Raw genomic sequence first — 26,437 nt, forward strand, 5'->3', positions numbered from 1 at the left:
GACCCTGGACGGACGCAGGCACGCCTGGGAGCATCGGAGCATGACGAGTGCAGCGACGCCGGGCCCCCTCATCCTCCCCTTCCGCGGACGGGCACCGCGGATCCACCCCTCGGCGTGGATCGCGCCGACCGCCGTCATCATCGGCGACGTCGAGATCGGCCCCGACTCCTCGGTGTTCTACGGGTGCGTGCTGCGTGGTGACAGCGGCAGCATCCGCATCGGTGCCCGAACGAACCTGCAGGACGGCACGGTCGTGCACGTCGACGCCGACGCACCGACGACGCTCGGTGACGACGTGACCGTCGGGCACCAGGCGCTCGTCCACGGCTCGACCGTCGGGAACGGCACGCTCGTGGGCATGAAGTCGGCGCTGTTGTCGCACTCGGTCATCGGGACCGGCTCCCTCATCGCCGCCGGGGCGGTCGTCCTCGAGGGCGCCGAGATCCCCGCCACCTCGCTCGCGGCCGGCGTGCCCGCGAAGGTGCGGCGCGAGCTCAGCGCCGAGGAGTCGGCCGCGTTCATCCCGCACGCCGCGGCGTACGTCGAACTCGCGCACGCGCAGCCGCGCGTCGACCAGGCGCTGCCCTGGCCGCCCGTGAACCCGCTCGCGGCGCTCGACGTCGACGACGACCCGGCGACGACGGACTAGGCGACGCGATGCCCCGGACGATCCGCCCCGCCCTCGCGGCGATCTCGGTGCTCGTCCTGCTCACGGGGTGCGCCGGCGGCCCGGAACCGACCCCGACGGGTTCCCCGGCCCCGGCGGCGTCCACGACGACGGATGCGAGCCCCCCGACGACCCCGTGGGCATACGACGGCGGGACGATCAGCTCGCTCGGCACACCGAGCGACCTCGCGACGGGGCTCGCCGCCCCCTGGTCCGTCGCACCGCTGCCCGACGGCGGCGCCCTCGTCTCCGAGCGCGACACGGCGCGCATCCTGCGCTGGCACCCCGACGGCCACGTCTCGGAGCTCGCGACCGTGGCGGGCGTGGACGCGGGCGGCGAGGGCGGCCTCATGGGCCTCGCGCTGCATGCCCACGAGGGGCAGCTCACGGGCGACGCCGCGCTGTACGCGATGTTCACCGCCGCCGCCGACAATCGCGTTGTCCGGTTCCCGCTCGGCACCGAGGGGGACGAGCTCCGGCTCGGCACGCCCGAGGTGATCCTCGAGGGACTCCCGCGCGCGAGCAACCACAACGGTGGCCGCATCGCGATCGGGCCCGACGATCTGCTCTACGTCACCGCGGGTGACGCGGGCGTGCCCGCGAACGCGCAGGATCCGGGCTCGCTGGGCGGCAAGATCCTGCGGATCGGCCTCGACGGGTCCGTCCCGTCCGACAACCCCTTCGGCACGGCCGTGTACTCGATGGGGCACCGCAATCCGCAGGGCCTCGCGTGGGACGGCCCGGGGCAGCTCTGGGCGAGCGAGTTCGGACAGGACACGTGGGACGAGCTGAACCGCATCGAGCCCGGCGCGAACTACGGTTGGCCCACGGTCGAGGGGCAGGTCGGCGCCGAGGGCTTCGTCGATCCGGTCGCCCAGTGGCCGACGAACGACGCGAGCCCCTCGGGCCTCACGTGGGCACGCGGCTCGTTCTTCATGGCGGCGCTCCGTGGCCGCACGCTCTGGCAGATCACGATCGGCCCCGACGGCCAGGCCACGGCGACACCCTGGCTCGCCGACTCGCTCGGTCGCCTGCGCGACGTCGTGCCCGGCGGTGAGGGGCAGCTCTGGGTGCTCACGAACAACACCGACGGGCGGGGCTCGCCGAACGACGGCGACGACCGGCTCGTGAGCGTTCCCGCCACCTGACGGCCATCGTCCGTCGCGCCCGCGTGGTTCAGCTCTCGACGACGCGCCCCGCCTCGACACGGATCGCGCGATCGAGCCGGACCGCCTCGAGCATGCGGCGGTCGTGGGTGACGAGCAGGAGCGTGCCCTCGTAGGCGTCGAGGGCCTGCTCGAGCTGCTCGATCGCCTCGAGGTCGAGGTGGTTCGTCGGCTCGTCGAGCACGAGCACGTTCACGCCCCGCGCCTGCAGGAGTGCCATGGCGGCACGGGTCCGCTCGCCGGGCGAGAGCGCGCCGGCCGCGCGGTGCACGTGGTCGGCCCCGAGCCCGAACTTCGCGAGCAGGGTGCGCAGGGGCTCGGCCGCGAGGTCGGGGACGAGTTCGCCCATCCGTTCGATGAGGCTCGTCGACCCGGCGAACAGGGCACGTGCCTGATCCACCTCGCCGATCGCGACGGATGCGCCGACGCTCGCGCGACCCTCGTCCGGCGTGGTGCGCCCGAGCAGCAGCCGGAGGAGCGTCGACTTCCCCGCACCGTTGGGCCCCGTGATGCCGATACGGTCACCCGCGTCGACCTGGAGCGAGACCGGGCCGAGCGTGAAGTCGCCCTGTCGCACGATCGCGGCGTCGAGCGTCGAGACGACACCGCTCGATCGCGGCGCCGAACCGATCGAGAACTGCAGGCGCCACTCCTTGCGCGGCTCCTCGACCTCCTCGAGCCTCGCGATGCGGCTCTCCATCTGCCGCACCTTTTGCGCCTGCTTCTCGCTCGACGCCGTCGCCGCCCGACGCCGGATCTTGTCGTTGTCGGGGGACTTGCGCATCGCGTTGCGCACGCCCTTGCTCGACCACTCGCGCTGGGTGCGTGCACGGCCCACGAGGTCCGCCCGCTGCTCCGCGTACTCCTCGTACGCCTCGCGCGCGTGCCGCCGCGCGGTCGCACGCTCCTCGAGATATGACTCGTACCCGCCGCCGTACACACGGTTCGCGTGCTGCGCGAGGTCGAGTTCGAGCACGCGCGTCACGGTGCGGGCGAGGAACTCGCGATCGTGGCTCACGAGCACGACACCGCCGCGCTGCACGGTGACGAACGTCTCGAGCCGTTCGAGTCCGTCGAGGTCGAGATCGTTCGTCGGCTCGTCGAGCAGGACGAGGTCGAAGCGCGAGAGCAACAGGGCCGCGAGCCCGACGCGCGCGGCCTGCCCGCCGGAGAGCGAGGTCATGTGCGCGTCCGCGTCGAGTTCGGCACCACCGAGCTCGGCGAGCACGACCGGGATCCGCTCGTCGAGGTCGGCTGCCCCGGATGCAAGCCACCGGTCGAGAGCGGCGGCGTAGGCGTCGTTCGCGCGGTCGTCGCCGCCGTCCCCGAGCGCCTCGAGCGTGCGCTCCATCCCGGCAGTCGCGTCGGTGCACCCCGTGCGGCGGGCCAGGTACGCGGCGATCGACTCGCCCGCGACGCGCTCGTGCTCCTGCGGCAGGTAGCCGACGAACGCGTCCGGCGGCGCGAGCTGCACCGTACCCGCCTGCGGTTCGAGCCGACCCGCGAGGATGCGCAACAGGGTCGACTTGCCCGCGCCGTTCACCCCGACGACCCCGACGACGTCCCCCGGCGCGACGGTCAGTTCGAGCCCGTCGAACAGGGTCCGGTGGTCGTATCCGCCCGCGAGCGCGTGGGCGACGAGCGTTGCAGTCACCACTCAACCGTAGCGCCGACGCGCACGGACGCATCCCACGCGTTCCGGGTGGTTTTCGGGGTTCCGGGTGCCCCGGAACCCCGAAAACCACCCGGAACGCGGCGGCGGCGCGGTCGTGGTCAGCGGCACCAATCGGGCGACATGCCCGGTGCGCCGCTCGTCGAGGTGCCGTCGGCGATCTGCACGAAGTAGGTGGTCGTCTCGGTGTAGCCCGGGTTCATCGTGTAGCCGTCGGGTCGCCCGCTCTCGGGCACGACCTCGACCGAGAGGAACTGGCCGTTGGGCGAGAGACAGACCGCGTTGATGCGGCTCGTCGACGCCGGCGGGCGATAGAGCTCGGCGATGCCGTCCGGCCTCGACAGGAAGAGCGCCGACGTGAACTCCCCCGACGTGTCGAAGCGGGAGAACTGTTCGACGAAGTGCTCCTCGTCGAGCATGAGGAACGCGCCCGGGTAGAGGCCCGGCCCGACGTCGATGGGCGGGAGCGTGATCTGCCGGATCTCACCCGTCGTGAGATCGATCGTCGAGCTGCCCGTCGGGTCGGCGACCACGAGCTCGACGGTCCCCGGCAGGAACCCGCGCACCTCGCTGTGCTGCCCCACCTGCAGCGGCTCACCGCCCGCCACGACGTCGACGACGAGGATCTGGAGGTCGACGGTCTGCACGACGACCGAGGTCGTCCCGGGCACGAACGCCCAGTTCTTCACGTCGAGCGGCGCACCGCCGATCCCCGTCACCTCCTTCGAGACACCGGACGGATCGGCGAGGTCGCGGATGTACAGGCGACCACCACCCGTGAGCAGGTTCTCGCTGCCGTACGACGCGACGACGTACCCGAAGATCGTCTCCCCCGGTGCGGCGGCGAGATCACGGATCGCCCTCGCCTCGGGGATCGCGATCGGCTCGGAGCGTCCGTCCGCGGGCGTCGCGACGATCACGGACGGCAGCTTCGCGTCGTCGAGGGTGACCGCGACGAGCGCGTCGCCGGAGACCGCGAACTCCTGGATGGTGGGGGCCTCGAACTCAACGGCGCCGTCGGTCGTGCCCGCGAGCGACGTCCGCACGATCCGGTCCGGCGTCGCGGCGTCACCGCGCACGAGCGTGCGGACGTCGATGTCGGGGGTCGTGAAATCGTGGCGGAGCGTCGAGCTCGCGCCCGTCGAGGTGCCCCGCACATCGACCTCGACGTGGTACGTGGTCGCATAGTGCAGCGGATCGGCGAACTGGATGACGATCTGTCCGCCGTCGCTCGTCACATCGGCGGGCGTCGCCGGCTCGATCCGCACGTTCGCGGGATCGACGGGTTCGATCGCCTGGTTCGCCTCGAGCACGAGCCGCTGACCGTCGCGCTCGATCGCGGCCTGCACGTTGATCGCCGCATCGCGCACCTTGGGGCCCTGCAGTGCACCCGCCGCGCCGAGGCCGGCCGCGAGCAGCACGAGCACCCCGATGACGGCGAGGACGGAGTTCGAGAAGCGCCGACGCCCCTCCCGGTCGCGTCGCTCGGCCCGCAACCCCACGCGCGACCCGGACGGCTCACGTGACATACGGCTGTGCGGGCTGTTCGGTCGGCGCGATCGAGACCGGGTCGACGACGACGGTCTGCATGCTGCGGGCGGAGGGGTTCGTGATGAACGGCCCCGACACCTCGACCCAGCTGTCGACCGGGAACCGCTGCTCCCAGCCGGGGAGGTAGACGGGCACGCCGACCGGCTGGGCGTCGACGGCGCAGCACGTCACCGTGAATCGTGCGACGAAGAAGGTGTCCTCGGGGTCGTCCGGATCGGGCGTGACGAAACCCACGAGCGTGGGCGTCATGCCCGAGAGGGTCGCGGCGTCGGCCCCCTGACGCAGGAGACCCGCCCAGTCGCGCACCGTGAACTGCGAGGTGTCGGCGCCCGCGAGCTGCACCTGTTCGCCCTGGGCCGCGGCGGCCGCGGCGTTCATGTCGCGCTTGTCGATGAGCGACGTCGTGAGGGTCGTGGGCGGCAGGACGAGCAGCACGAGGGTCGCGACGAGCACGAGCGTGATGCCGCTCGCGACGTTCCACGCGCGCGAACGGCGCGTCTCCTCGGCTCCCGAGCCGTGGTCGTGGTCGTGGTCGTCGTCCGCGTGCTCGAGGAGCGCCGTGGCGGACGAGCCCGCGCCGTGCGAGCCGTGGGTGTGGCCGCCGGCCGTCCGCGTCCGGGCCGTGCCGCGTCGGGCGCCCGTGTGGCGACGGCCGCGTCGAGCGGCACCGGGGCCGTGATCGTGGTCGCGTCCGTCGCCGGCTCCCCCGCCCCGCCCGCGCAGGAGGTAGACGATGGCGGCGACGATCATGACGGCCCCGAGGACCGCCATCGTGATCGTGAACCCGAAGTACCGCGGGTGGATGTAGAGGCTGAGCCCGCCGGTGAACGCGAGCCAGAGCACCGCGACGATGCCGACGAGGCTCAGCGCGAGACCGAGAAGGCGCGTGCGAAGCGGGTCATGCAAAGAGGTTCACCCCGAATCCGAGAACGAGACAGCAGAGGGCGACGACAATCGTGACACGCACGAGTGTGGGCCCCGTGAAGGTGGTGCGCAGGAGCGCGAGCATCTTGATGTCGACCATCGCGCCGAACACGAGGAACGCGACGATCGCGCCGGGCATGAACGTCGAGCCGAACGACAGGATGAAGAAGGCGTCGACGTTCGAGCAGACCGAGACGACGAACGCGAGCGTCATGAGCGCGAGCACCGACCAGATGGGGTTCGACCCGAGCGAGACGAGCACCTCGCGCGGCACGCCGACCTGGATGATGCCGGCGAGGAGCGCACCGATCGCGAGCGCGGGGAGCATCGTGCCGGTCTCGGTCGCGAAGTCCTCGGCACTGCGGCGGATGCGCGATCCCGTCTCGGGGTGATCGTGATGGGCCTGGCAGGTCGCCTCGAAGCGACCGGTGAGCAGTTCGTGTTGCCGCGGATGGCGGCTCACGAGCCAGCCGAGGAGGTTCGCGATGACGAACCCGCCGATGATGCGCGAGACGAGGACGCCGTCGTTCCACCCGAACGCCTGGTAGGTCGTGATGATCGTGACCGGATTGAGGATGGGGGCCGCGAGCAGGAAGGTGAGCGCCTCCGAGACCGTGAAGCCCCGCAGCATGAGGCCACGCGCGAGGGGGACGTTGCCGCACTCGCACACGGGCAGCAACACGCCGAGGAGGGAGAGCGCCGCACGGCGCAGCACGGGCACGCGGGGCAGGATCCGGTCGAGGAGCGTCGGCGGGAGCCAGCGCTGGACGAGGATCGACAGCAGGACGCCGAGGAACACGAACGGCAGCGATTCGACGAAGACGCTGATCGCGAGCGTGAACAGGTCGCGCACCGCCGACGGGAGCGCGTCGACGGGCAGATCGGCCGTGAGGACGCGGATCGCGAACAGGCCGATCGTGATGAGGACCGCCGCGAGCGCCCACGCGACGGCAGCGGTTCTCGTTCTCAGGGCGGGCACCCCGGAATGGTACCCGGCCCGCGCCCGGGGAGCCGGGAACGACCTGCTGTTCGCTCGGCGATGGCCGCGAGGGGGCCGTGCCGTCAGCCGTCAGCCGTCAGCCGTCAGCCGACGAGCTTCTCGGCGAAGACGTGCGGCGTGAAGCCCGTGAGGTCGTCGATGCCCTCGCCCTGCCCGATGAGCTTGATCGGCAGCCCCGTGCGTTCCTGCACGTTCAGGACGAATCCGCCCTTCGCCGAGCCGTCGAGCTTCGTGATGACGAGCCCCGTGACCCCGGCGTGCTGGATGAACGCCTCGGCCTGCGAGACGCCGTTCTGCCCGGTCGTGGCGTCGAGCACGAGCAGCACCTCGCTCACGGGCGCGAGCTTCTCGACGACGCGGCGCACCTTGCCGAGCTCGTCCATGAGCCCGCCCTTCGTCTGGAGGCGCCCGGCGGTGTCGATGATGACCATCTCGATGCCGTCGCGGATCGCGGCCTCGACGGTCTGGTAGGCGACCGACGCGGGGTCCTGGCCCGGCTGCTGGGGTCGCACGACGAGCGCACCCGCCCGACCGGCCCACGTCGACACCTGCTCGACCGCCGCCGCACGGAACGTGTCGGCCGCACCGATCACGACCGAGCGGCCGTGTGACCGGAGGAACTTCGCCAGCTTGCCGATCGTGGTCGTCTTCCCGACCCCGTTGACGCCGACGACGAGCGTCACGGCGGGACGCTCGCTGAGCTTCAGCGTCGGGTCGTACTCGCTGAGCGTCTCCTCGATGTACTCCCGCAGCATGCGCTTGAGGTCCTTCGGGTCCTCCGTGCGGTACCGATCGACCTCGGCGCGCAGATGCTCGACGATCCGGTCCGTGAGGTCGGGGCCGAAGTCCGCGCCGATGAGCGCCTCCTCGAGGTCCTCCCACGTCGTCTCGTCGATCGTCTTCTTGCCGAACATGCCGCGCAGCGCGCTGCCGAGGGACCAGGGAGTGCGTTCCGCCATGCGCCCAGGCTACCCGCAGCGCGTCGCGTCACCGAGGTCTTCGCGACGATGGGAGGATGGGGGTGACCGATTCGAGGAGCGCGATGCACATCGGCCTGATCCGCCACGGCGAGACCGACTGGAACACGGGCGGCCTGCTGCAGGGTCGGAGCGACATCCCGCTCAATCGGCGCGGCCTCGAGCAGGCGAGCCAGGCGGGCTTCATGCTCGCGAGGCGCGGCTGGTGTGCGGTGTACTCGTCCCCGCTGACGCGGGCCGTCGCGACGGCCGAGCGGATCGCGTCCGCGACGGGCCTGCCCGCGCCGACGCCGATCGCCGACCTCATCGAGCGCGACTTCGGACGCTTCGAGGGGCGGAGCTACTTCCGGACGGACGGGACGCCCGTGGATCTCGCCGACCCGTCGGTCGAGTCCGAGGACGCCGTCCTCGCGCGCGTCCTGCCGGCCCTCCGGGACGTCGCGCGCAGCCACCACGACGAGGACGTGCTCGTCGTGAGTCACGGCAGTGTCATCCTGTCCGTCCTGGATCACGTGATGGGCGGCCAGGGCCCGATCATCGGTAATTCGACACTGTCGATCATCGAGGTCGACGCGGGCGGCGGCATGCACGTGACGCTCGCGGGCGGTTTCCCGGTGGACTCGCGGACCGACGAACCACGCGACTGGCGCCACTGAGCCGCCGCCCGCCGTCGCGGGCCCCGGCGGATCGGTGGACCCGAGGTGCGGCGCACGCCCCGTGCGAACACGCGTCCGGGAGACCGGGACTCCTCCTCGCGGTTGATCCCACGGAAACATCCATCGTGTAGCGTGTCACCTCGTGAAGGGGAGTATTCCTCTCGCGACGATCTCGTCAACACGGAGCCGCCATCGGCATCCCGGGGTCGTCGGCCGGGATCTCCGGCGGAAGAGACCTTCGGACTACAGCACCGTTCGGAAGCGGGCTGCCTACCGAAAGGCGTCATGGACGTTCCACTCTGGATCTGGGGCGTCACCATCGCGGTGACGATCGGATTCTTCTTCTTCGATTTCTACTCGCACGTCAAGCACGCGCACGTCCCCTCCCTCAAGGAGGCGGCGCTCTGGTCGTTGTTCTACATCGCGCTCGCCGTCCTGCTCATGGTGGGCATCGGGTTCGTGTGGGACTGGCAGCACGCCGGTGAGTTCATCGGCGGGTACGCGGCCGAGAAGGCGTTGTCCATGGACAACCTCTTCGTGTTCCTCATCATCATGACCTCGTTCCAGGTGCCCAAGGAGGCCCAGCAGAAGGTCCTCCTCATCGGCATCGCGATCGCGCTGCTCGTCCGCACGATCTTCATCATCGGCGGTGCCGCGATCCTCGAGCACTTCGTCTGGGTGTTCTTCATCTTCGGTGGCTACCTCATCTGGATGGCGATCAAGCTCGCCGTCGACTCCTTCAAGGAGGACGAGGAGCCGGAGATGCCCAAGTGGGTGGGCGTGTTCCGCAAGTGGTTCCACACGAGCGAGCACTACAACAGCGACAAGTTCACGGTCGTCGAGAACGGCAAGCGCATCCTCACGCCGATGGTCATCGTCGTCGTGGCGCTCGGTCTCACCGACGTCGTGTTCGCGCTCGACTCGATCCCCGCGATCTTCACGATCACGCAGGAGGCGTACCTCGTCTTCACGGCGAACGCGCTCGCGCTGCTGGGGCTGCGTCAGCTGTTCTTCCTCATCGGTGGTCTGCTCGAGAAGCTCGTCTACCTCGACCTCGGCCTCGCCGTGATCCTCGCGTTCATCGGTGTCAAGGCCGTGCTGCACGCCCTGCACGACAACGAGCTGCCGTTCATCAACGGTGGCGAGAACGTCGCGTGGGCGCCGGACATCCCGATCTGGCTCTCGCTGCTCGTCATCTTCGGCGTGCTGGCGATCGCCACGATCGCGAGCCTCATCGCGACGCGCGGCAAGTCGGCCGACGAGGTGTTCGCCGAGCACCCCGGTGCGGCAGCCGTCGAGGAGTCGCGCTCGTTCACGAAGCACAACGCCGAGTCGACGGAGGCCGCTGCCGTCGCGACGGACGCATCCGCACCCGTCGACGATTCGGACCACGGCGTGTCGGCACGGACGTCCTCGCTCGAACTCCCGAGCGACGACGACAAGTAGTCGCCGCATCACGAACGCCCCGCCGAGCCCCGCTCGGCGGGGCGTTCGCCGTCTCTCCACGGTCACCCGGCCGCATTCCGGTGGGGGCCGTCCCGCAGCCGTCGGCCTGTGATCGCGCGGTCGACGCGACCGGATAGGCTCCGCTCCGTGACGGATCTCATCAGGGGCGGCAACACCGCCCTCGCCACCGACCGCATCGAGATCGCCGTGAGCGGGGCGTCGCCCGGGACGGTGGATCTGCTCGTGTTCCAGGTGGGTGACTCTGGCCGTGTGCGCAGTGACGCGGACATGGTGTTCTACAACCAGCCCGCCTCGCCCGAGGGCGCGGTACGGCTGCTCGGCCCGGACCGCGTCGCGGCCGACCTCATCGCGGTTCCGGCGGACGTGACGACGCTCGTCGTGTCCGTCGCGCTCGACGAGGGCGCCGCGGGCTCGCTCGCGAACGTCGCGGGGCTCGGCGTCACGGTGACGGACGGTCACGAGGTCCACCGCGCGTTCGCGAGCGACCTGTCCGAGGAACGTGCCGCGGTCCTCGCGGAGATCTACCGGCGTGGGGCCGGCTGGAAGCTCCGGAACGTGTCCGCGGGCTGGAACGCCGGGCTCGCCGCGCTCGCGCGCGAGCACGGCGTGACGATCGAGGACGAGCCCGCGCCTACCCCCGCGGCACCGGCGGAGTCCGTCGCGCCGTCGGCACCGGTCCCGCCGGCAGCACCGGCCGCGCCGCCGCGGGGCGGACCGATCGGTGGACCGACCGCCCCGCCACCCGCACCCGCACCGGCGCCGCAGGCCGCGAGCGGCCCCCGCACCGTGCCGGGTGAGGCGGCGCTCTCGCTCGAGAAGCGACAGGTGCTCGATCTGCGCAAGCGGGAGGTGCACCGCGTGCTGCTCGCCAAGAACGCGACGGGCATCCGCGCCCGCGTCCTGCTCGTGCTCGACAAGACCGGATCGATGACGCGCGAGTACCGGGACGGTGTCGTGCGCCGGGTCGTCGAGCGCATGGTGCCCGTCGCGACGCAGCTCGACGACGACGGCACGCTCGAGTGCTACCTGTACGCGGACGCGTTCCTCGCGCTCCCCGATCTGCGGGTCGAGCACCTCGACGCGTGGCTCGACGAGTTCGTTCACCTGCGCGGCGTCCACGGTGGGCTCGACTACGACGGCATCGGCTTCGTGAACAGCGAGATCCCGATCATGCGGGAGATCGTGTCGCAGTTGCGGGCGGGCGATCCCGTTCCGACGCTCGTGCTCTTCTTCACGGACGGCGGGTTCAGCAACCGTCGGCCGATCATCAAGCTCATCACGGAGGCGGCGCACCTGCCCGCGTTCTGGCAGTTCGTGGGCATCGGCAAGCGGGGCTCGTTCGGCGTCCTCGAGAAGCTCGACGACATGGGCGGCCGCGTGATCGACAACGTGGACTTCTTCCCGGTGCAGGAGATCGACCGGATGAGCGACGACGAGCTCTACCGGCTGCTGCTCACGGAGTTCCCCGACTGGCTGTCCGGCGCGCGCTCGCTCGGCATCGTGGGGTGACGCGCGGACGTCCGCGCGAGACGTGCTCGCGCGGCCGTCCGCGACCCTCCCCTGATCGCGGCGTCAGGTGGTCGTCGCCTCGCCCTTCGCGGCGGACGAGAGCAGCGGCAGGTACGTGTCGAACATCCACGGCAGGCTCAGCACCGTCACGGCGCTCGTCGCGTACACCATGTCGGGGTCCGTGAACGCGACGTAGCCGCCGCGCTGGACGGCCGGGATCTGCGCGAACAGCGGCGTGGATTCGAGCTGCGACTTGACCTCGTCGCTGAGGTACCAGGCGACGAGCACGTCGGAGTCGATGCTCGGGAGGTTCTCGAGGCTCACCTGCACGGCGAACTGCTCGCCCTCGGTGGGCACGCTCGGTGCGATCGTGAAGCCGAGCTGTTCGAGCAGTTGGACGCGTGAATCGGACGCGAGGTACTCGTTGAACGAGTCGGCCACCGTCCCCGAGCCGAACGCGACGGTCTTGCCCGCGAACTCCGGGTGGTCGGCCTTCGCCTGCGCGATGAGGTCGTTCGTCCGCTGCACGAGCGCCTGCGCCTCGTCGGTCTTCCCGAGGGCCTGCCCAACGATCGTGACCTGGTCCTCCCAGCTCGTGAGCCACGGCTTGCCCGGGTACGCGACCGTGGGCGCGACGCCGCTGAGCTTGTCGAAGTCCTCCTGGGTGAGGCCGGAGTTCACCGCGAGGATCAGGTCGGGCTCGAGCTCCGCGATCGCCTCGAAGGGCACGTCCGCGGTCGAGTAGTCTATGAGCGTCGGCTCGGCCCCGCCGAGCGGCTCGACGTCCCACGGCAGGATCCCGCTGCCGTCGCTCGTGTTGTCCGACATGTCCTGCATGCCGACGGGGACGACGCCGAGGGCGAGTGCGGCGTCCTGGCTGCCCCAGCCGATCGTGACGACGCGCTGTGGTTCGGCCTCGATCGTCGCGGAGCCGAGCGCGGACTCGATCGTGACGGGGAACGCACCGTCCCCCGATGCGGTCGTGTTCTCCGTCCCCGAGTCGGCGGCGCACCCGGCGAGGGTGAGCGCCGCGGTCGCGGTGAGGGCGGCGAGCAGGGTCAGACGTGAAGCCATCGAGATCCTCCATGCATTAGGTGAGCCTCACCTTATGTCACCCGCGCGGGCGTCGACAGGATCGTGCGCCGCGGACCGCCCACGTTCCGATCGCCGCGCGCCGGCGGGTTCCCGGCCGGCTGGACCGCGCTTAGAGGTGCACGAGTTCGGTGACGCGCACGACGGCCTCGCCCGCCTCCGTCGACGCCGTGAGGTCGACCTCGGCGCGGATGCGCCAATCGTGGTCCCCCTCCGGGTCGTCGATGATCTGCACGACGCTCCAGCGTCCGTCCGAACTCGCCGACTCGTCGATCTCGCACAGCTTCGGCGAGCGTGCCCGCGCGTCGACGCCGATGTCGTCGTGCACCTCGAAGTACTCGTCGAGGAACGCCGACCAGTCGACGTCCGGGTCGAGCGCGGCGAGGTCCTCGTCGCGCTCCTGCGCCGCGAGCTGCACGCGACGGAACAGCTCGTTGCGCACGAGCACCGTGAACGCGCGCCGGTTGACGACGATGCTCGGCGGTGCCGGGGGGACGACGATCTCGCCCTCCGCCACGGGCCGCGGGTCGACGAGTTCGGCCCACTCGTCGACGAGGCTCGAGTCGACCTGGCGCACGAGCGCCCCGAGCCACTCGATGATCTCGTGCAGCTCCTCGTTCTTCCACTCCTCGGGCACGGTCTGGCGGATCGCCCGGTCGGCATCGGAGAGGTAGCGCAGCACGAGCCCCTCGCTCCGGGCGAGCTGGTAGAAGTCGATGAACTCGGCGAAGCTCATCGCCCGCTCGTACATGTCGCGCACGACCGCCTTCGGGCGCAATTCGAAGTCGGCCGCCCACGGCTGCGAGGCCGTGTAGCTCGTGAACGCCTCGTCGAGCAGCTCGGCGAGCGGCTTCGGGTGCGTGACCTCCTCGAGGCGCTCCATGCGCTCGTCGTACTCGATCCCCTCCCGCTTCATCGCCGCGACGGCCTCGCCGCGCGCCTTGAACTGCTGCTGCGACAGGACGGGCCGCGGGTCGTCGAGGGTCGACTCGATGACGCTCACGACGTCGAGCGCGTAGTGCCCCGTGCCTGGGCCCTGATCGGTGCCGTCGTCCGCCGGGTCGAGCAGTTCGATCACCGCGAGCGCGAACGGCGAGAGCGGCTGGTTGAGCGCGAAGTTCGGTTGCAGGTCGACCGTGAGGTGGATGCTCGGGCGACGGATGCCGCCGGGGGTCGCGGGCAGCGGCTCGTCGCGATCGATCTCCACGACGTCGGCCGCGACGAGCGTGCGGAAGATCGCGATCGCGCGTCGCTTGAGCTCGGTCTTCCGCGTCGCGGACACGTGGCTCGACTCGATGAGCGAGCGCACGTGGTCGAGCGCGTCGCCACCCCGCGCGACGATGTTGATGAGCATCGCGGCCGTCATCTGCATCGTCGGCGTGAGCGGTTCGGGCCGGCTCTCGACGAGTTTCTCGAAGGATCGCTCGCCCCACGACACGAATCCCGTCGGCGGCTTCTTGCGCACGACACGCTTGCGCTTGCGTTCGTCGTCGCCGGCCTTGCGCAGCGCCTGCGCGTTCTCGATCTCGTGCTCGGGGGCGAGGCACACGACCGAGCCCGCCGTGTCGTACCCCGCACGCCCGGCGCGACCCGCGATCTGGTGGAACTCGCGGGCCGTGAGGTGCCGCATGCGTTCGCCGTCGAACTTCGTGAGCGCCGTGAGCAACACGGTGCGGATCGGCACGTTGATGCCGACCCCGAGCGTGTCCGTCCCGCAGATGACGCGCAGCAGCCCGCGCTGCGCGAGGGTCTCGACGAGTCGCCGGTAGCGGGGCAGCATGCCCGCGTGGTGGACGCCGATCCCCGAGCGCAGATAGCGCGAGAGCGTGCGCCCGAACACCGTCGTGAACCGGAACCCGCCGATCGCGTCGGCGATCTCGTCGCGCCCGGCGCGGTCGACGATGCGGATGGAGGAGAGCGCCTGTGCGCGTTCGACGGCCGCGGCCTGCGAGAAGTGCACGACGTAGATCGGGCCCTTGCCGTCCTGCAGGAGCGTCTCGACGGTCTCGTGCGCGGGCGTGTCGACGTAGTCGAAGTCGAGCGGGACGGGGCGCTCGACGCCCGTGATCTCGGCGACGTCGCGGCCCGTGCGCTCCTCGAGGTCGTCGACGATGTCGGTGACGTCGCCGAGGGTCGCCGACATGAGCAGGAACTGGGCACCCGTCAGCTCGATGAGCGGCACCTGCCACGCCCACCCGCGATCGGGGTCGGCGTAGTAGTGGAACTCGTCCATGACGACCTGGCCGATGTCGGCGTCGGGGCCGTGACGCAGCGCGAGGTTCGCGAGGATCTCGGCGGTGCAGCACACGATCGGGGCGTCCGCGTTGACCGAGGAGTCACCCGTGACCATGCCGACGTTCTCGGCACCGAAGGTGTCGACGAGGTCGAAGAATTTCTCGCTCACGAGCGCCTTGATGGGGGCCGTGTAGTAGCTCCGCTCCCCCTTCGCGAGCGCGACGGCGTGCGCGGCGACCGCGACGAGCGACTTGCCGGTGCCCGTCGGGGTCGACAGGATGACGTGGCTGCCAGCGGCGAGCTCCATCGCGGCCTCGTCCTGCGCGGGGTAGAGCGAGATGCCCCGGTCGCCAGCCCACTCGACGAACGCGTCGTAGACGGCGTCCGGATCGTAGGTGTCGAACTCCTCGTCGGTCCAGACCCCGGCGGGCCGCGCCGAACGGCCGGTGAGCCCGAGCCGTTCCGGCAGGGTCGGGATCTCGGGCGTCGTCGGGGTCGCCGGGCCGGGGGCTGCGTCTGAGGTCATCCCCCCGAGTCTTTCACGCGCCGACGCTCAGCCCGTCTGCTCGACGACGATGAAGAGATCCGTGCGGAGCGTCGCGGGGTCGGTGTCGGGCGTCGGCTCCGTCACGTAGACCTCCCACATCGGGCTCCCGATCGTGCCGCCGCTCGTCGCGACGGCGTCGACGAGGTCCGACCACGCGTTCGGCAGCTCGTCGTAGGGGCCGATGTGCGTCACCACGGCCACGCGCCCGCCGGGGAGTGTCGATGGGATGATGTGCTCGCCGCCGGCGTCGACGGGTTCGGTGAACGAGCCGTCGACGGGAAAGCCGAGTTCGATCGCGAACGAGCCCGACAGATCGCCGTCGTACGCGGCGAACGCGGGGCCGGCGATGTGTGCACCGGAACCGCCGACCGCCTCCGCGACGGGCCCGAACGCGTGGTCGAACAGCTCGTGGACGCCCGCCATCGTGATGGAGTCACGCCGCACGACCGCGGTGTGGCGCGGCTCGAGATCGTCGAGGACGACGGGCTTCGGCCAGGGCCCCTCGGGGCCAGGCTGCTCGGTGTTCATCGTCCGCTCCTCACGCTCGTGGCCCCGCCACGGGCTCGTTCCCGGTCGGCGTCACGACCCTATCGGCGACGACTGACGCACGCCTGACGACGCCCCGTCGCCGGCGTCCGGCAGGTGCCACGTCTCGGGATCGAGCCGGCCACCGTAGAGCGGCAGCGGCACGATCGGGTCGCCGGGCCGGGCGTGCGCCCACGGCTGGGTGCACCTCGCCGTGCCGACCTCCCGGGCGCGCCCGACCGCGGCGAGGTCGATGGTGCGCACGATGACCTCGGGCTCGGCCCCCTCGGCCTGCGCGACGACGTTCCCCTCGGGGTCGACGAGCAGGCTCAGCCCCGCACCGATGGGAGCGGCCACGTTCACGCTCGCCGTGAAGGTCTGGTTGACGATGCTGTTCGCGCGCGCCAGCACGACCTCCTGCGGCCGGTCGGGTGTCGTCGTCTTGACGACGTTCACGACGAGTTCGGCGCCGAGCCAGGCGAGGTGGCGCGTGACCTCCGGGAACCACGCGTCGAAGCAGATGCTGAGGCCGATGCGGCCGAGTCCGGCGAGCTCACCGACCACGAACGACGTCCCCGGGTGGTACGGCTCGGTCGGGCGCCACGGGAAGACCTTGCGGTAGTGCGCGACGAGGGTCCCGTCACGGTCGTACAGGAGGGCCGTGTTGAACAGCTCGCCGTTCGCCCCGAGCTCGCACACGCTCCCCGGCACGAGCGCGACACCGGAGCGCGCGGCGATCTCGCCGAGCTCGCGCACGAGCGGACCGTCGAGCGGGACGGCGGAACGGCGCAGCGCCTCGTTCTGCTCGTCGAGGTCGGGACGGTCCGCGCCGAAGAGGTGCAGCTCGGGGAACACGACGAGATCGACGCCCGCGTCGGCCTCGACGATGCCGCGGATCTGCGATTCGAATCCCTCGAGCCCGGTGCCGAGCGGAACCGGGGCGGCCTGCACGATCGCGATCGTGAGCGGGCGAGCGAGCTGCGACTCGGACACGTGGACCTCCGGTTCGTCGAGGGACGGACGGCGGCGTCGCCGACCAGGGGCCCATCATCGCACCAGGAGCCCGGGACCGGACCCCACGTGCCGCGATCCGGTGCGGCGCCCGTCGGGCGGACGCCTCAGGCCCCGAGGCCCACCCGGTCGTCCTCGCGCGGCTCGGCGCGCTCCGCGTGCTCGATGCGTTGCCCCACGACGGCCGAGACGCCGTCGCGACGCATCGAGACGCCGTACAGCGCGTCGGCGATCTCCATCGTGCGCTTCTGGTGCGTGATGACGATGAGCTGGCTCGACGCACGCAGATCCTGGAACACCTGCAGGAGCCGACCGAGGTTCGCGTCGTCGAGCGCCGCCTCGACCTCGTCCATGATGTAGAAGGGGCTCGGGCGCGCCTTGAAGATCGCGATGAGCAGCGCGACCGCCGCGAGCGAGCGCTCGCCGCCGGACAGCAGCGTGAGCCGCTCGATCTTCTTCCCCGCCGGTTTGACCGTGACCTCGATGCCCGTGCGCAGCATGTCGTCGGGCAGGGTGAGCGTGATGTCGCCCTCGCCGCCGGGGAACAGCACGGGGAACACCTCGTGGAACGCGCGGCGCGTGTCCTCGAACGCCGCCTCGAACACCGTGCGCATGCGCTCGTCGATCTCACCGACGATCTCGAGCAGATCCGTGCGCGTCCGTTCGAGATCGTCGAGCTGCGCCACGAGGAATCCGTGGCGCTGTTCGAGCGCCGCGAACTCCTCGAGCGCGAGCGGATTCACGCGACCCAGCTGCGAGAGCTGCCGCTCCGCGCCCGCGAGTCGCTTCTCCTGTGCCGCCCGCACGAAGGGCACCCCGTCCTCGGGTTCGACCGGCTCGACCGGCTCGGTCGGCGGCGTCGGCCCGCCGACGGTCCCCTCGCCCGCCGCGGCGCGTTCCTCGTCGCTCGCGTGCAGGTCGCCGAGCCCGGGCTCGGCATCGGCCGCGGCGAGTCGTTCGCGCACGGACGTCGTCCCGCCCACCGCGGTTCCCGCACCGGCCTCCACATCGCCGACCTCGTCCCGGTCCACGGGGTCGCGTCCGGCAGCGTCCTCGCCCGTGGCCACCTCGCCCGTGGCCTCGTCGTCCGCCGCCCGCGCGGCGGCCGCGGCGGCCGCGGCCTCGGCGGCCCGCTCCGCGAGATCGCGCAGCGCGTCGTCGTCCCCCGGGACGCGCCGGTGCGGCCCGTATTCCGCGACGAGCACGGCCTCGGTGAGTCCGAGCTCGCTCGCGACGCGTTCGAGGAGTCCGCGCAGTTCGAGGCCGCGTTCGGCGATCCGGAGTTCGAGCGCGTGCACGTCGTCCGCGAGCGCCGCCGCCCTCGCACGCAATTCGGATTCCTCGCGTCGCACGAGCACGAGTTCGGCATCCTGCGCCTCCCGTTCGGCCTGCGCCGCGCGCAACCGGTCGCGCGCCTCCTCCACGCTCGACGACACCGCGGCGATCGCGAGCGGCAATGCGGCGAGCACGTCCTCGGTGCGGACGAGCTCGCGCCGTCGCAGCACCGTCTCGCGCGCGGCCCGCTCCGCGGCCGCCCGTTCGGCGTCGAGCCGTTCGGCGAGCTGACGGGCGCGGCCCGACTCGGCCCGCGCGCGCTCGCGGAGGGTCTCGACGCGCAGTCGCGCCTCCACCTCGGCCTCGCGGGCACGTTCGACGCGCGCGGCGTACTCGTCGCGAGCGGCACCGTCGACGACGGGTTTCGGCTCAGCGCGGTGCGCGTCGAGCGCCGACCTCGCGCCCTCGGCGCGCGCCTCCGCGTCCGCCACCCCGGAGCCCGCGAGCTCGAGGGCCTTGACGGCACGCGCGAGCTCCGCCCGGGCCGCGTCCCGACGTGCCTGCGCCCGGTTGAGGGCCTCTCGGCGCTGGGCGAGATCCGCGTCGAACGCCCGCAACCGTTCGAGCGCGGCCGCGGCACCGGACCGCGCCTGCTCGAGCGCGCCGCGCTGCTCGGCGACGTCGATCGCGAGCCGGTCGACCTCGTCGCGGACCTCCGCGAGGCGGGCGCTCGCCCGCTCCCGCTCGGCGGTCAGCTCGAGCCGCGACCGGCCGGTGCCGGCCGAGCCGCCGCGCATCGTCGAACGCCCGAGCACCTCACCGCCGCGGGTCACGAGCACGAGCTCGCCCGCGAGCGATCGAGTGCGTTCGTGGACGCGGACGGCGAGAGCCAGGTCGTCGACGACGACGACGTTCGAGAGCAGGCGACGAACCGGCCTCGGCGCCGCGTCGAGCAGATCTCTCGCACGGCTCGTTCCCGGCTCCTCGAGCGCACGCCGGACGGCGTCGTCGACGAGCGGCGCGTCCCCGTCGTCCGGCTCGTCCACGACGAGTTCGACGCGTCCGAGGTCGCCGTCGCGCGCGTGATCGACGACATCGACGGCGGCGTCGAGGCCCGCCACGAGCACGGCGTCCGCGAGCTGCCCGAGTGCCGTCGCGACGGCGCCCTCGCCGCCCGGCGCGACGCGCACGTGCTCCGTCACCGTCCCGCGCACGCCCGGCAGATCCGCATCGAGCAGCGCGCCTGCCGCATCGGGGATGCGGGTCGCGAGCGCGAGCGCCGTCGCGCGCGCGTCGAGCGCGTCGCGCTCGCGTTCGAGGTCGTGCAAGCGGTCCCGGAGCGTCTCGAGCGCCGCCTCGCCCGCCGCGACCTCCTGCCGCGCACGCTCGTGGGCCTCGTCGAGGCCCGTGGAGTCGGTCTCGCCCTGCGACGTGTCGGCCTCGATGCGGGCGAGCGCCTCGTCGGCGTCGGCAGCGCGGGCGCTCGCGGCGTCGCGCGCGTTCGTCTGGCGCAACACGTCGCCGCGCACCGCCGCGAGTCGCGAGGCGGCCGTATCGGCGGCCCCCTTGAGCTCCTGCTCGCGCACCGCGTAGCGCGACGCACGATCCGACGCCTGCCGGATGCGGTCGTCGACCTCGTCCAGCGCCGCGCGTGCGTCGCGCGTCGAGCCGCCCGCGGCGGTCCACTCGGCGGCGGCCGCGCTCGCCCGCTCGTCGAGGAGGCTCGCCTCGTGTCGGACGTCCTCGACCTCGCGAGCGGTGACGCTCGGCGTGAAGTCCGGCGCGTCGAGGCGCTGCCGGAGGAGCGCGCGCCGCTGGCTCGCGAGCAGTTCGAGGTTGCGAAGACGCTCCGCCACGCTCTCGAGGTCGAACACGACGCGTCTCGCGCCGTCGACCGCGTCGCCCCGCTGCGCCGCGACGATGCGTTCCGCGGTCGCGACGGCGCGCGCGAGCCGCTCCTGCAGCACCTCCCGCTCGGCCCTGCGCTCCTGCTCGGACGCGGTCGCCTCGCGGAGCGTCGCGCGCAGCCGCGCCACGTCGTCGGCCATGATCCGCGCCCGCGCGTCCCGCGCGATCGCCGCGATACCGTGCGCACGCCGAGCGGCCTCCGCCTGCCGCCCGAGCGGTTTCAACTGACGCCGCACCTCGCCCGTGAGGTCGCGCAGGCGCGTGAGGTTCTGCTCCATGCCCTCGAGCTTGCGGACGGTGCGCTCCTTGCGACGCCGGTGCTTGAGGATGCCTGCCGCCTCCTCGATGAAGCCGCGCCGCTCCTCCGGTGTCGCGTGCAGCACGCTGTCGAGCCGGCCCTGTCCCACGATCACGTGCATCTCGCGCCCGAGGCCCGTGTCGCTCAGCAGTTCCTGCACGTCCAGGAGGCGCACCCCCTCGCCGTTGATCGCGTACTCGCTGCCACCGTTGCGGAAGAGCGTGCGCCGGATCGTGACCTCGCTGTACTCGATCGGGAGCACGCCGTCGTGGTTGTCGATCGTGAGCGTCACCTCCGCCCGCCCGAGCGGCCCACGCGTCGCGGTTCCCGCGAAGATGACGTCCTCCATCTTGCCGCCGCGCAGGCTCTTCGCGCCCTGCTCGCCCATGACCCACGCGAGCGCGTCGACGACGTTCGACTTACCCGAGCCGTTGGGCCCGACGACGCACGTCACCCCGGGCTCGAAAACGAGGGTCGTCGGCTGCGCGAACGACTTGAAGCCCTTGAGGGTGAGGCTCTTCAGATGCATGGTGTCGAGGGGTGCGCCCTGGTCGGGGCGGAGCGCGTCGCCGTCGCCCCGTACGCTACCCGACGCGCCGCGACGGGAATGGCGACGCTCAGGCGGAGTCCGTACCCTGAGCGCGTGAACGACGTCGCTCCCGGTATCCCGCTCACCATCGTCGAGGTACCGCCACCCACCTTCCGCTCGCGCGCGGCCGCCGCCGAATCCATCGACGGGGGGCCACGCCTCATCGAGCTCCTCGCGGAGGCCGAGAACGCGCTGCGCCGCGGGGAGTACGGTGCCGCCGCGCTGCAGACGGACGCCGCGGAGGTCTCGGCCCTGTGGGCACTCGCGACGCACTGGCGGCGTCGATCGGTGATCGCCCTGAGCGGTGACGCCGTCGTCGGTCTCGCCACGGTGCGGGTGCCGCTGCGCGAGTCCCTCGACTCCGCGCGCATCCGCATCGGGGTCGCGTCGAACGCACGCGAGCACGGCATCGGCGGCGCCCTCATCGACGTGGCCGAACGCATCGCCCGGGAAGAGGGCCGCACGCGCCTCCGCCTGCGCGCCCCGCACGTCGCCGGTGTCCCGTTCGATCCGTCGGCCGGGTGGATCGAGTCGCCGGACGGGGTCGGCCGGGTGCCCGCCGCCGCCGCGTCGAGCCGTTTCCTCACGCATCACGGCTGGTCGCTCGCAGGGGTCGAACGCGTGAGCGCCCTCGACCTGCAATCGGGCGCGGCGAGCCAGACGGAGGCGCTCGACGCGCAGATCGCGGCGGCGCTCGCCGCGATCGAACCCGAGTACGCACTCCACGTGTGGAGCGGCCCGACGCCGCCCGAGTGGCTCGGTGGCGTCGCGAACCTGTCGGCCGATCTGCCCGGCGACGCCCCGACCGGCCACGCCGCCGCGGGCGAGTCCTCGTGGGACGTGAACCGCGTCGCGTCGAACGACGTGCGCATCGCCGCCGCGAACCGCACGGCGCTCGTGGTGGGCGTCGAGCACGTCCCGACGGGCACGCTCGTGGCGTTCTCGGAGCTGCACCTGTGGCGGGACCACCCGAACCGGCCCGCCCTGCAGGGCCTCACGATCGTGCACCCCGAGCACCGTGGACGTCGCCTCGGCCTCCTCACCAAGGCGCGCCTCGTGCGTGAGCTGCGCGAGCGGGCACCCGAGTGCCCCGGCATCGTCACGTGGAGCCCCGAGTCGGATGCACGCCTCGTCTCGCTCGGCGAACGACTCGGGTTCCGGCCGATCGGCGTGGAGGGCGTGTGGACGAAGACGCTCGAACCACTCCCGGAGGAGCCGGAGACCGACGAGGCCGCTGTCACCGACGCAGCGACGGCCGCGGACGTGGCAGCCGTCACCGACGAACCCGCAGCTGCCGGGACGCCCACCGCAACCGACTGATCACGCCGGAGGTCCGCACGCGCACGCGCGGCGGCCGGTCACGCACATGAACGCCCTCCCGACGCTCCTCGTCGCGCTCGCGATGGGGGCGGCGGCCGTCGTCCTGCTCAGACTCGTCGGCGTCCGGAGCGGCCTCGACCCGCTCTGGGCGCTCGTGCGAGCGGCGGCGCAGCTCGCGTTGCTCGTCGTCGTGCTGCGCTGGGTGCTCACGAGCCCCGGGTGGGTCGCCGCGTGGCTCGCCGTCATGGCGATCGTGGCGACCCTCACCTCGGCCCGGCGCATCGGGTGGGACGCGCGCGCGGTCGTGACGGCGGCGGCCGCCATCACGGGCTCGGCCACCGTCGCGCTCCTCACCGTGTTCGGGACGGGCGCGCTCGCGCTCGATCCGCAGTACCTCCTCGCGCTCGGCGGGATCACCCTGGGCGGCGTCATGACGGTCACGACGCTCACGGGACGGCACACGCTCGAGCTCCTCGCGGAGCATCGGGCGGAGATCGAGGGCCTGCTCGCGCTCGGCGCCACGATGCGGCAGGCGACGAGCCGATTCCGCGCACGAGCGATCCGCACCGCGCTCATCCCCTCCTTCGATCAGACCCGGTCGACGGGCCTCGTCACGCTGCCGGGAGCGTTTGTGGGTGCCGTCTTCGCAGGGGCCGACCCGCTCGAGGCGGGCTCTTCCAGGTCGCGGTGCTCGCCTCGATCGCGTTCGGCGGCACGATCGCGGCGATCACGACCGCGGAGTGCCTCGGCTCCCCACGCACCCTCCGCGAGCGCACTGCCTGATGCCGTGGATCGACCGGCTGCCGCCCGGTCCGGACGCTCCGCCCACGGGCCGCCTGCCGGCTCGCGAAGAGCGGACGGGTACCATGTGGCGACGTATCGGGACGGTTCGGTACGGCACGACGAGCGACGGGAGCCGCAGCATGCACGACGGTCGCAACGCGGCAACTGCGCGCCGCTTCGTCGCGCTCGCTACCGCGGCGTGCCTCATGCTCGTGGGCCTCAGCGCCTGCCTCTTCGCACCGATCACCGACGGCATGAGCCGGCCCACGTTCCTGCGCACGGTTCCCGCGACCGACGAGGAGATCGGCGACTGGCCGACGGAGGACGAGGAGTCGGACGATTCCGCCCCCGTGCCGACCCGTGACGACGAGTCGAGGCCGCCTGGTTCGACGCACGCCCCGATCCCGCCGAGCGGCACGAGCGAGTCGTGAGCGGGTCGCGCGTCGTCGCACTCCTCCGCGGTGTCAACGTGGGCGGCGTCGCGATGCCGATGGCGGAGGTCCGCGAGGCCGTCGGCGAGCGGGGCGGTCGAGGTGTGCGCACGTTCCTGGCCTCGGGCAACATCGTCCTCGACGCACCCGAGCCGGCGGCCGACACCGCACAGCTCGTGTCGGGCGCGCTCCACGATCGGTTCGGGTACACCGCATGGGTGTGGTTCGGCTCGCTCGAGCGTGTGCACGCGATCATCGACGGCTTCCCGTTCGAGACGGACGAGGCGGCGCACCACCCGTACGTGACGTTCGCGGACGACGGGCACCTGCTCGACGAGTTGGCCGCGGCGGCGAGCCCGGACGGCCCCGCCGGCGATCGCGCGGTCCGCGCGGACGGCGTGCTGTACTGGGAGGCCCCGCGCGGTGGGACCCTCGCGTCGGCGCTCTCGAAGCTGTCGGCACGGTCCAGGTACGCGACGACGACGACCCGCAATCTGCGCACGCTCCGGAAGCTCGCCTGACGCCGCGGGCGTCAGCCGTTCCGCGCCACCCGCTTGGTCGGGGCTGCGCGATGGAGCGGGGTCGTCAGGGGTGCGTGATGGAGCGTGACTCGCGCTGCTCGATGCTCGCGGTCTCGATCTGGAACGTCGAGTGGAGTACCTGCACCTCGAAGTGTCCCGCCACGCACTCCCTGATCTTCGCGAGCAGCTCGGCGGCATGGCCGTCCGTGAAGCACTCGTCCTCGACGACGACGTGCGCCGTGAGGACGGGCAGGCCCGTGCCGACCGTCGACGCGTGCAGGTCGTGCACGTCCTTGACGTGGTCGAGGCTCACGATGTGGCGCCGGACCTCGTCGAGGTCGAGCCCGCGGGGGGTGAACTCCATGAGCACACCCGAGGTGTCGCGCAGCAGCAGGACCGCGCGCGGCACGATGAGCGCGGCGATGAAGAGGCCGGCGATCGCGTCGGCGCGCTGGAATCCCGTCGTCATGATGACGATCGCGGCGACGATCACGCCGAGTGAGCCGAGCGCGTCGTTGAGCACCTCGAGGAACGCGGCACGCATGTTGAAATTCGCGCCACGGCTCGACGCGAGGACGGCGATGGACGCGATGTTCGCGACGAGGCCGATGATGCCGAACACGAGCAGTTCGCCGGAGGGCACCTCGGGCGGTTCGAGCAGTCGGCGCACGCCCTCGACGGCCGCGTAGACACCGACCGCGATGAGCAGCGCCGCCTGGCCGAGCGCCGCGAGCACCTCGATGCGCCGGAATCCCCACGTGCGCTTCGAGTTCGCGGGGCGCAGCATGAGCGTCGCGGCGACGAGCGCGACGAGGAGCCCCGCCGAGTCGGTCGCCATGTGGGCCGTGTCGGTGAGCAGCGCGAGACTGCCCGTGAGGATCGAGCCGATGGCCTGCGCGACGAGCACCGCGAACGTGATGCCGAACGCGATGAGCAGCCGCACGCGATGGTCGCCAGCTCCACCGCCGTGGTGGGCGTGGTCGTGCCCCGCGCCCATCAGCGCTCACCCCTCGTGCCGTCCTGCATAATTCGATGATATCGCCGAACGGCGATGCCGACAATGCTATCGGTCCGCTGAGGGAGCCGGCGCGGGCTCAGCCGGCCCCGAACTCAGTCGGCCCGGCCGATCGTCTCCGCACCGTGAACCGGACAGAGCGCGACCTCGGCACCCGTGAGGGAGAGCAGCTTCTCGGCCGCGGCGAACACCTCGACGAGCACCTCGGGGTGGGCGAGCGAGTAGACCGATGCGCGGCCCTCGGGCCGGACATTCACGATGCCCGCGTCCTTGAGGCACGCGAGGTGCTTCGACACCGTGCTCTGCGAGAGCCCGAGGTGCGCGACGAGATCGACGACCCGGTGCTCACCGAGCTGCAGGTGCTGCAGGATGACGAGCCTCGACGGGTCCCCGAAGCTGTGGAAGAGCGCGGCCGCGGGCTCGAGCGCGCTCGCCGGCGACACGGAGACCGCCCGGGCATCATCCATCGTCATCGCCATACGACGATGATAGACGTTCTCACCTGAGTGCGCAGCGCCCTCGTCGGTAGGTGACGCCCGGCGTCGCCCGGGTGGCCCGCACGCGCCTGTGCCGACGGCGCTCACACCCGTAGCGACGGCGCTCACACCCGTGGCGATAGATTGACGGGATGACCGGTGCGGATTCCCGCTATCACCACGGCGACCTCTCGATGACGCTCGTCGAGAGCGCGGTGCGCATGCTGGCGACCGACGGGGACGCGGACCTGTCGATCCGGGCCGTCGCGCGGGCGGCCGGCGTGTCGAGCGCCGCGCCCTATCGGCACTTCCCCGACCGCTCCGCGCTCCTCGCCGCCGTGGCCGCGGCGGGGTTCGGCGAACTCATGACGGTGCTGCGCGCCACCTGCCCCGAGCCCTCCGGTCGCACCGACATCGGCGACCTCGCCGTCGCCTACGTGCGTTTCGCGACCGAGCGACCGGGGCTGTTCCGGGTCATGTTCGCCGAGGGCGGGCAGCGCGGCAGCGCGACGCGACGCGAGGCGACGGCGGTCGTCCACGAGTACCTCGATGCGGGCGTGCGCCGGTGGCTCGGCATCGAGGATCCGGGCACGGTCACGACGGGGCTCTGGGCCCTCGTGCACGGGATGGCGTGCCTCTACACGTACGAGAACCTCGAGCCGGCCGATGCGGAGGACATGGCCCAGCGGGTGCGCGACACGGTCGACGCGGTGCTGACCGTCGACGGCCGCTGACGACGCGGCCCGTTCGTCCGGCGCCCCCGCGACGGACGGGACCCGCGCGTCGACACACGGGCCCCGTCCGCGGAGGTCGCCCCCGGGT

At 72.0% G+C, this 26,437-nt stretch carries 21 protein-coding genes; 9 read left to right on the forward strand and 12 right to left on the reverse strand.

Going from position 1 to position 26,437, the window contains the following annotated elements:
• The first annotated feature begins 40 nt into the window (after positions 1-40).
• A complete protein-coding gene (locus HNR16_RS10950) occupies positions 41-649 on the forward strand; it encodes a gamma carbonic anhydrase family protein (protein WP_158039763.1) in 609 nt (202 codons plus the stop codon).
• Between the two features lie 8 nt (positions 650-657).
• A complete protein-coding gene (locus tag HNR16_RS10955) occupies positions 658-1,815 on the forward strand; it encodes a PQQ-dependent sugar dehydrogenase (RefSeq protein ID WP_158039764.1) in 1,158 nt (385 codons plus the stop codon).
• Between the two features lie 28 nt (positions 1,816-1,843).
• Here the strand turns inward: HNR16_RS10955 and HNR16_RS10960 are convergent, their stop codons facing one another.
• The 5 genes from HNR16_RS10960 to ftsY form a co-directional block, all read right to left on the reverse strand.
• The gene (locus tag HNR16_RS10960) at positions 1,844-3,487 is read right to left on the reverse strand and encodes an ABC-F family ATP-binding cassette domain-containing protein (protein WP_158039765.1); all 1,644 of its coding nucleotides are present in this window, start codon (positions 3,485-3,487) and stop codon (positions 1,844-1,846) included.
• 119 nt (positions 3,488-3,606) lie between these two features.
• Positions 3,607-5,007, reverse strand: coding sequence for a hypothetical protein (locus HNR16_RS10965; RefSeq protein ID WP_158039766.1), 1,401 nt, complete (start codon positions 5,005-5,007; stop codon positions 3,607-3,609).
• A 16-nt stretch (positions 5,008-5,023) separates the two neighbouring features.
• On the reverse strand, positions 5,024-5,962 hold the full coding sequence (locus HNR16_RS10970) for a TIGR03943 family putative permease subunit (protein ID WP_158039767.1): 939 nt from the start codon (positions 5,960-5,962) through the stop codon (positions 5,024-5,026).
• The gene (locus tag HNR16_RS10975; protein WP_158039768.1) at positions 5,955-6,959 is read right to left on the reverse strand and encodes a permease; all 1,005 of its coding nucleotides are present in this window, start codon (positions 6,957-6,959) and stop codon (positions 5,955-5,957) included. Before HNR16_RS10975 ends, HNR16_RS10970 begins: the two co-directional genes overlap by 8 nt.
• Before the next feature lie 104 nt (positions 6,960-7,063).
• On the reverse strand, positions 7,064-7,939 hold the full coding sequence (gene ftsY, locus HNR16_RS10980) for a signal recognition particle-docking protein FtsY (RefSeq protein WP_158039769.1): 876 nt from the start codon (positions 7,937-7,939) through the stop codon (positions 7,064-7,066).
• A 62-nt stretch (positions 7,940-8,001) separates the two neighbouring features.
• On the opposite strand from ftsY, the gene HNR16_RS10985 reads away from it, so the two are divergent.
• The 3 genes from HNR16_RS10985 (at position 8,002) to HNR16_RS18835 (ending at position 11,589) form a co-directional block, all read left to right on the forward strand.
• Positions 8,002-8,613, forward strand: a complete 612-nt coding sequence (locus tag HNR16_RS10985) for a histidine phosphatase family protein (RefSeq protein ID WP_192498237.1) — start codon at positions 8,002-8,004, stop codon at positions 8,611-8,613.
• Positions 8,614-8,898: 285 nt separating this feature from the next.
• Entirely contained in the window at positions 8,899-10,059 is a 1,161-nt protein-coding gene (locus HNR16_RS10990) for a TerC/Alx family metal homeostasis membrane protein (RefSeq protein ID WP_158039771.1), read from the forward strand.
• Positions 10,060-10,206: 147 nt separating this feature from the next.
• Positions 10,207-11,589 (forward strand): VWA domain-containing protein, encoded by a 1,383-nt coding sequence (locus tag HNR16_RS18835; RefSeq protein WP_158039772.1) that lies wholly within the window; start codon positions 10,207-10,209, stop codon positions 11,587-11,589.
• A 63-nt stretch (positions 11,590-11,652) separates the two neighbouring features.
• Here the strand turns inward: HNR16_RS18835 and HNR16_RS11000 are convergent, their stop codons facing one another.
• From HNR16_RS11000 to HNR16_RS11020, 5 genes are all read right to left on the reverse strand, one after another.
• Positions 11,653-12,663: an iron-siderophore ABC transporter substrate-binding protein gene (locus HNR16_RS11000; protein WP_158039773.1), complete on the reverse strand. Its 1,011-nt coding sequence runs from the start codon at positions 12,661-12,663 to the stop codon at positions 11,653-11,655.
• 130 nt (positions 12,664-12,793) lie between these two features.
• Positions 12,794-15,442, reverse strand: coding sequence for a DEAD/DEAH box helicase (locus HNR16_RS11005; RefSeq protein ID WP_158039774.1), 2,649 nt, complete (start codon positions 15,440-15,442; stop codon positions 12,794-12,796).
• Between the two features lie 27 nt (positions 15,443-15,469).
• A complete protein-coding gene (locus HNR16_RS11010) occupies positions 15,470-15,991 on the reverse strand; it encodes a GyrI-like domain-containing protein (RefSeq protein ID WP_158039775.1) in 522 nt (173 codons plus the stop codon).
• Positions 15,992-16,042: 51 nt separating this feature from the next.
• Positions 16,043-16,981 carry a carbon-nitrogen hydrolase family protein gene (locus tag HNR16_RS11015; RefSeq protein WP_158039776.1) on the reverse strand — a complete coding sequence of 313 codons (939 nt, stop codon included), beginning with the start codon at positions 16,979-16,981 and terminating at the stop codon, positions 16,043-16,045.
• Positions 16,982-17,106: 125 nt separating this feature from the next.
• The gene (locus tag HNR16_RS11020) at positions 17,107-21,009 is read right to left on the reverse strand and encodes an AAA family ATPase (protein WP_158039777.1); all 3,903 of its coding nucleotides are present in this window, start codon (positions 21,007-21,009) and stop codon (positions 17,107-17,109) included.
• Positions 21,010-21,123: 114 nt separating this feature from the next.
• Between HNR16_RS11020 and HNR16_RS11025 the strand changes: the two genes are divergently transcribed.
• The 3 genes from HNR16_RS11025 to HNR16_RS11040 all read left to right on the forward strand — a co-directional run bounded on the left by HNR16_RS11025 (position 21,124) and on the right by HNR16_RS11040 (position 24,124).
• Positions 21,124-22,389, forward strand: a complete 1,266-nt coding sequence (locus tag HNR16_RS11025) for a GNAT family N-acetyltransferase (protein WP_158039778.1) — start codon at positions 21,124-21,126, stop codon at positions 22,387-22,389.
• 46 nt (positions 22,390-22,435) lie between these two features.
• A complete protein-coding gene (locus HNR16_RS11030; RefSeq protein WP_225737780.1) occupies positions 22,436-23,536 on the forward strand; it encodes an ABC transporter permease in 1,101 nt (366 codons plus the stop codon).
• A 63-nt stretch (positions 23,537-23,599) separates the two neighbouring features.
• Entirely contained in the window at positions 23,600-24,124 is a 525-nt protein-coding gene (locus tag HNR16_RS11040; RefSeq protein ID WP_218868436.1) for a DUF1697 domain-containing protein, read from the forward strand.
• Between the two features lie 64 nt (positions 24,125-24,188).
• On the opposite strand, the gene HNR16_RS11045 is transcribed toward HNR16_RS11040, so the two are convergent.
• Both HNR16_RS11045 and HNR16_RS11050 read right to left on the reverse strand, forming a co-directional pair.
• Positions 24,189-25,121: a cation diffusion facilitator family transporter gene (locus tag HNR16_RS11045; RefSeq protein ID WP_158039780.1), complete on the reverse strand. Its 933-nt coding sequence runs from the start codon at positions 25,119-25,121 to the stop codon at positions 24,189-24,191.
• A 113-nt stretch (positions 25,122-25,234) separates the two neighbouring features.
• Complete coding sequence (locus HNR16_RS11050; protein WP_158039879.1) at positions 25,235-25,612, reverse strand: ArsR/SmtB family transcription factor; 378 nt, start codon at positions 25,610-25,612, stop codon at positions 25,235-25,237.
• A 155-nt stretch (positions 25,613-25,767) separates the two neighbouring features.
• Here HNR16_RS11050 and HNR16_RS11055 point away from each other — a divergent pair, with 155 nt between their 5' ends.
• Positions 25,768-26,349: a TetR/AcrR family transcriptional regulator gene (locus HNR16_RS11055; RefSeq protein WP_158039781.1), complete on the forward strand. Its 582-nt coding sequence runs from the start codon at positions 25,768-25,770 to the stop codon at positions 26,347-26,349.
• The last annotated feature ends 88 nt before the right edge of the window (positions 26,350-26,437 follow it).

Source organism: Pseudoclavibacter chungangensis, from assembly GCF_013410545.1.
Taxonomy (GTDB): domain Bacteria; phylum Actinomycetota; class Actinomycetes; order Actinomycetales; family Microbacteriaceae; genus Pseudoclavibacter; species Pseudoclavibacter chungangensis.

Excerpts from the sequence above, each read along its gene's own strand:
- HNR16_RS10990 (WP_158039771.1), top strand. The coding sequence starts at position 8,899 with ATGGACGTTCCACTCTGGATCTGGGGCGTCACCATCGCGGTGACGATC.
- ftsY (WP_158039769.1), bottom strand. The coding sequence starts at position 7,939 with ATGGCGGAACGCACTCCCTGGTCCCTCGGCAGCGCGCTGCGCGGCATG.
- HNR16_RS11010 (WP_158039775.1), bottom strand. The coding sequence starts at position 15,991 with ATGAACACCGAGCAGCCTGGCCCCGAGGGGCCCTGGCCGAAGCCCGTC.
- HNR16_RS11045 (WP_158039780.1), bottom strand. The coding sequence starts at position 25,121 with ATGGGCGCGGGGCACGACCACGCCCACCACGGCGGTGGAGCTGGCGAC.
- HNR16_RS11000 (WP_158039773.1), bottom strand. The coding sequence starts at position 12,663 with ATGGCTTCACGTCTGACCCTGCTCGCCGCCCTCACCGCGACCGCGGCG.
- HNR16_RS11055 (WP_158039781.1), top strand. The coding sequence starts at position 25,768 with ATGACCGGTGCGGATTCCCGCTATCACCACGGCGACCTCTCGATGACG.
- HNR16_RS10955 (WP_158039764.1), top strand. The coding sequence starts at position 658 with ATGCCCCGGACGATCCGCCCCGCCCTCGCGGCGATCTCGGTGCTCGTC.
- HNR16_RS11020 (WP_158039777.1), bottom strand. The coding sequence starts at position 21,009 with ATGCATCTGAAGAGCCTCACCCTCAAGGGCTTCAAGTCGTTCGCGCAG.
- HNR16_RS11030 (WP_225737780.1), top strand. The coding sequence starts at position 22,436 with ATGAACGCCCTCCCGACGCTCCTCGTCGCGCTCGCGATGGGGGCGGCG.
- HNR16_RS10950 (WP_158039763.1), top strand. The coding sequence starts at position 41 with ATGACGAGTGCAGCGACGCCGGGCCCCCTCATCCTCCCCTTCCGCGGA.
- HNR16_RS11005 (WP_158039774.1), bottom strand. The coding sequence starts at position 15,442 with ATGACCTCAGACGCAGCCCCCGGCCCGGCGACCCCGACGACGCCCGAG.
- HNR16_RS11050 (WP_158039879.1), bottom strand. The coding sequence starts at position 25,612 with ATGACGATGGATGATGCCCGGGCGGTCTCCGTGTCGCCGGCGAGCGCG.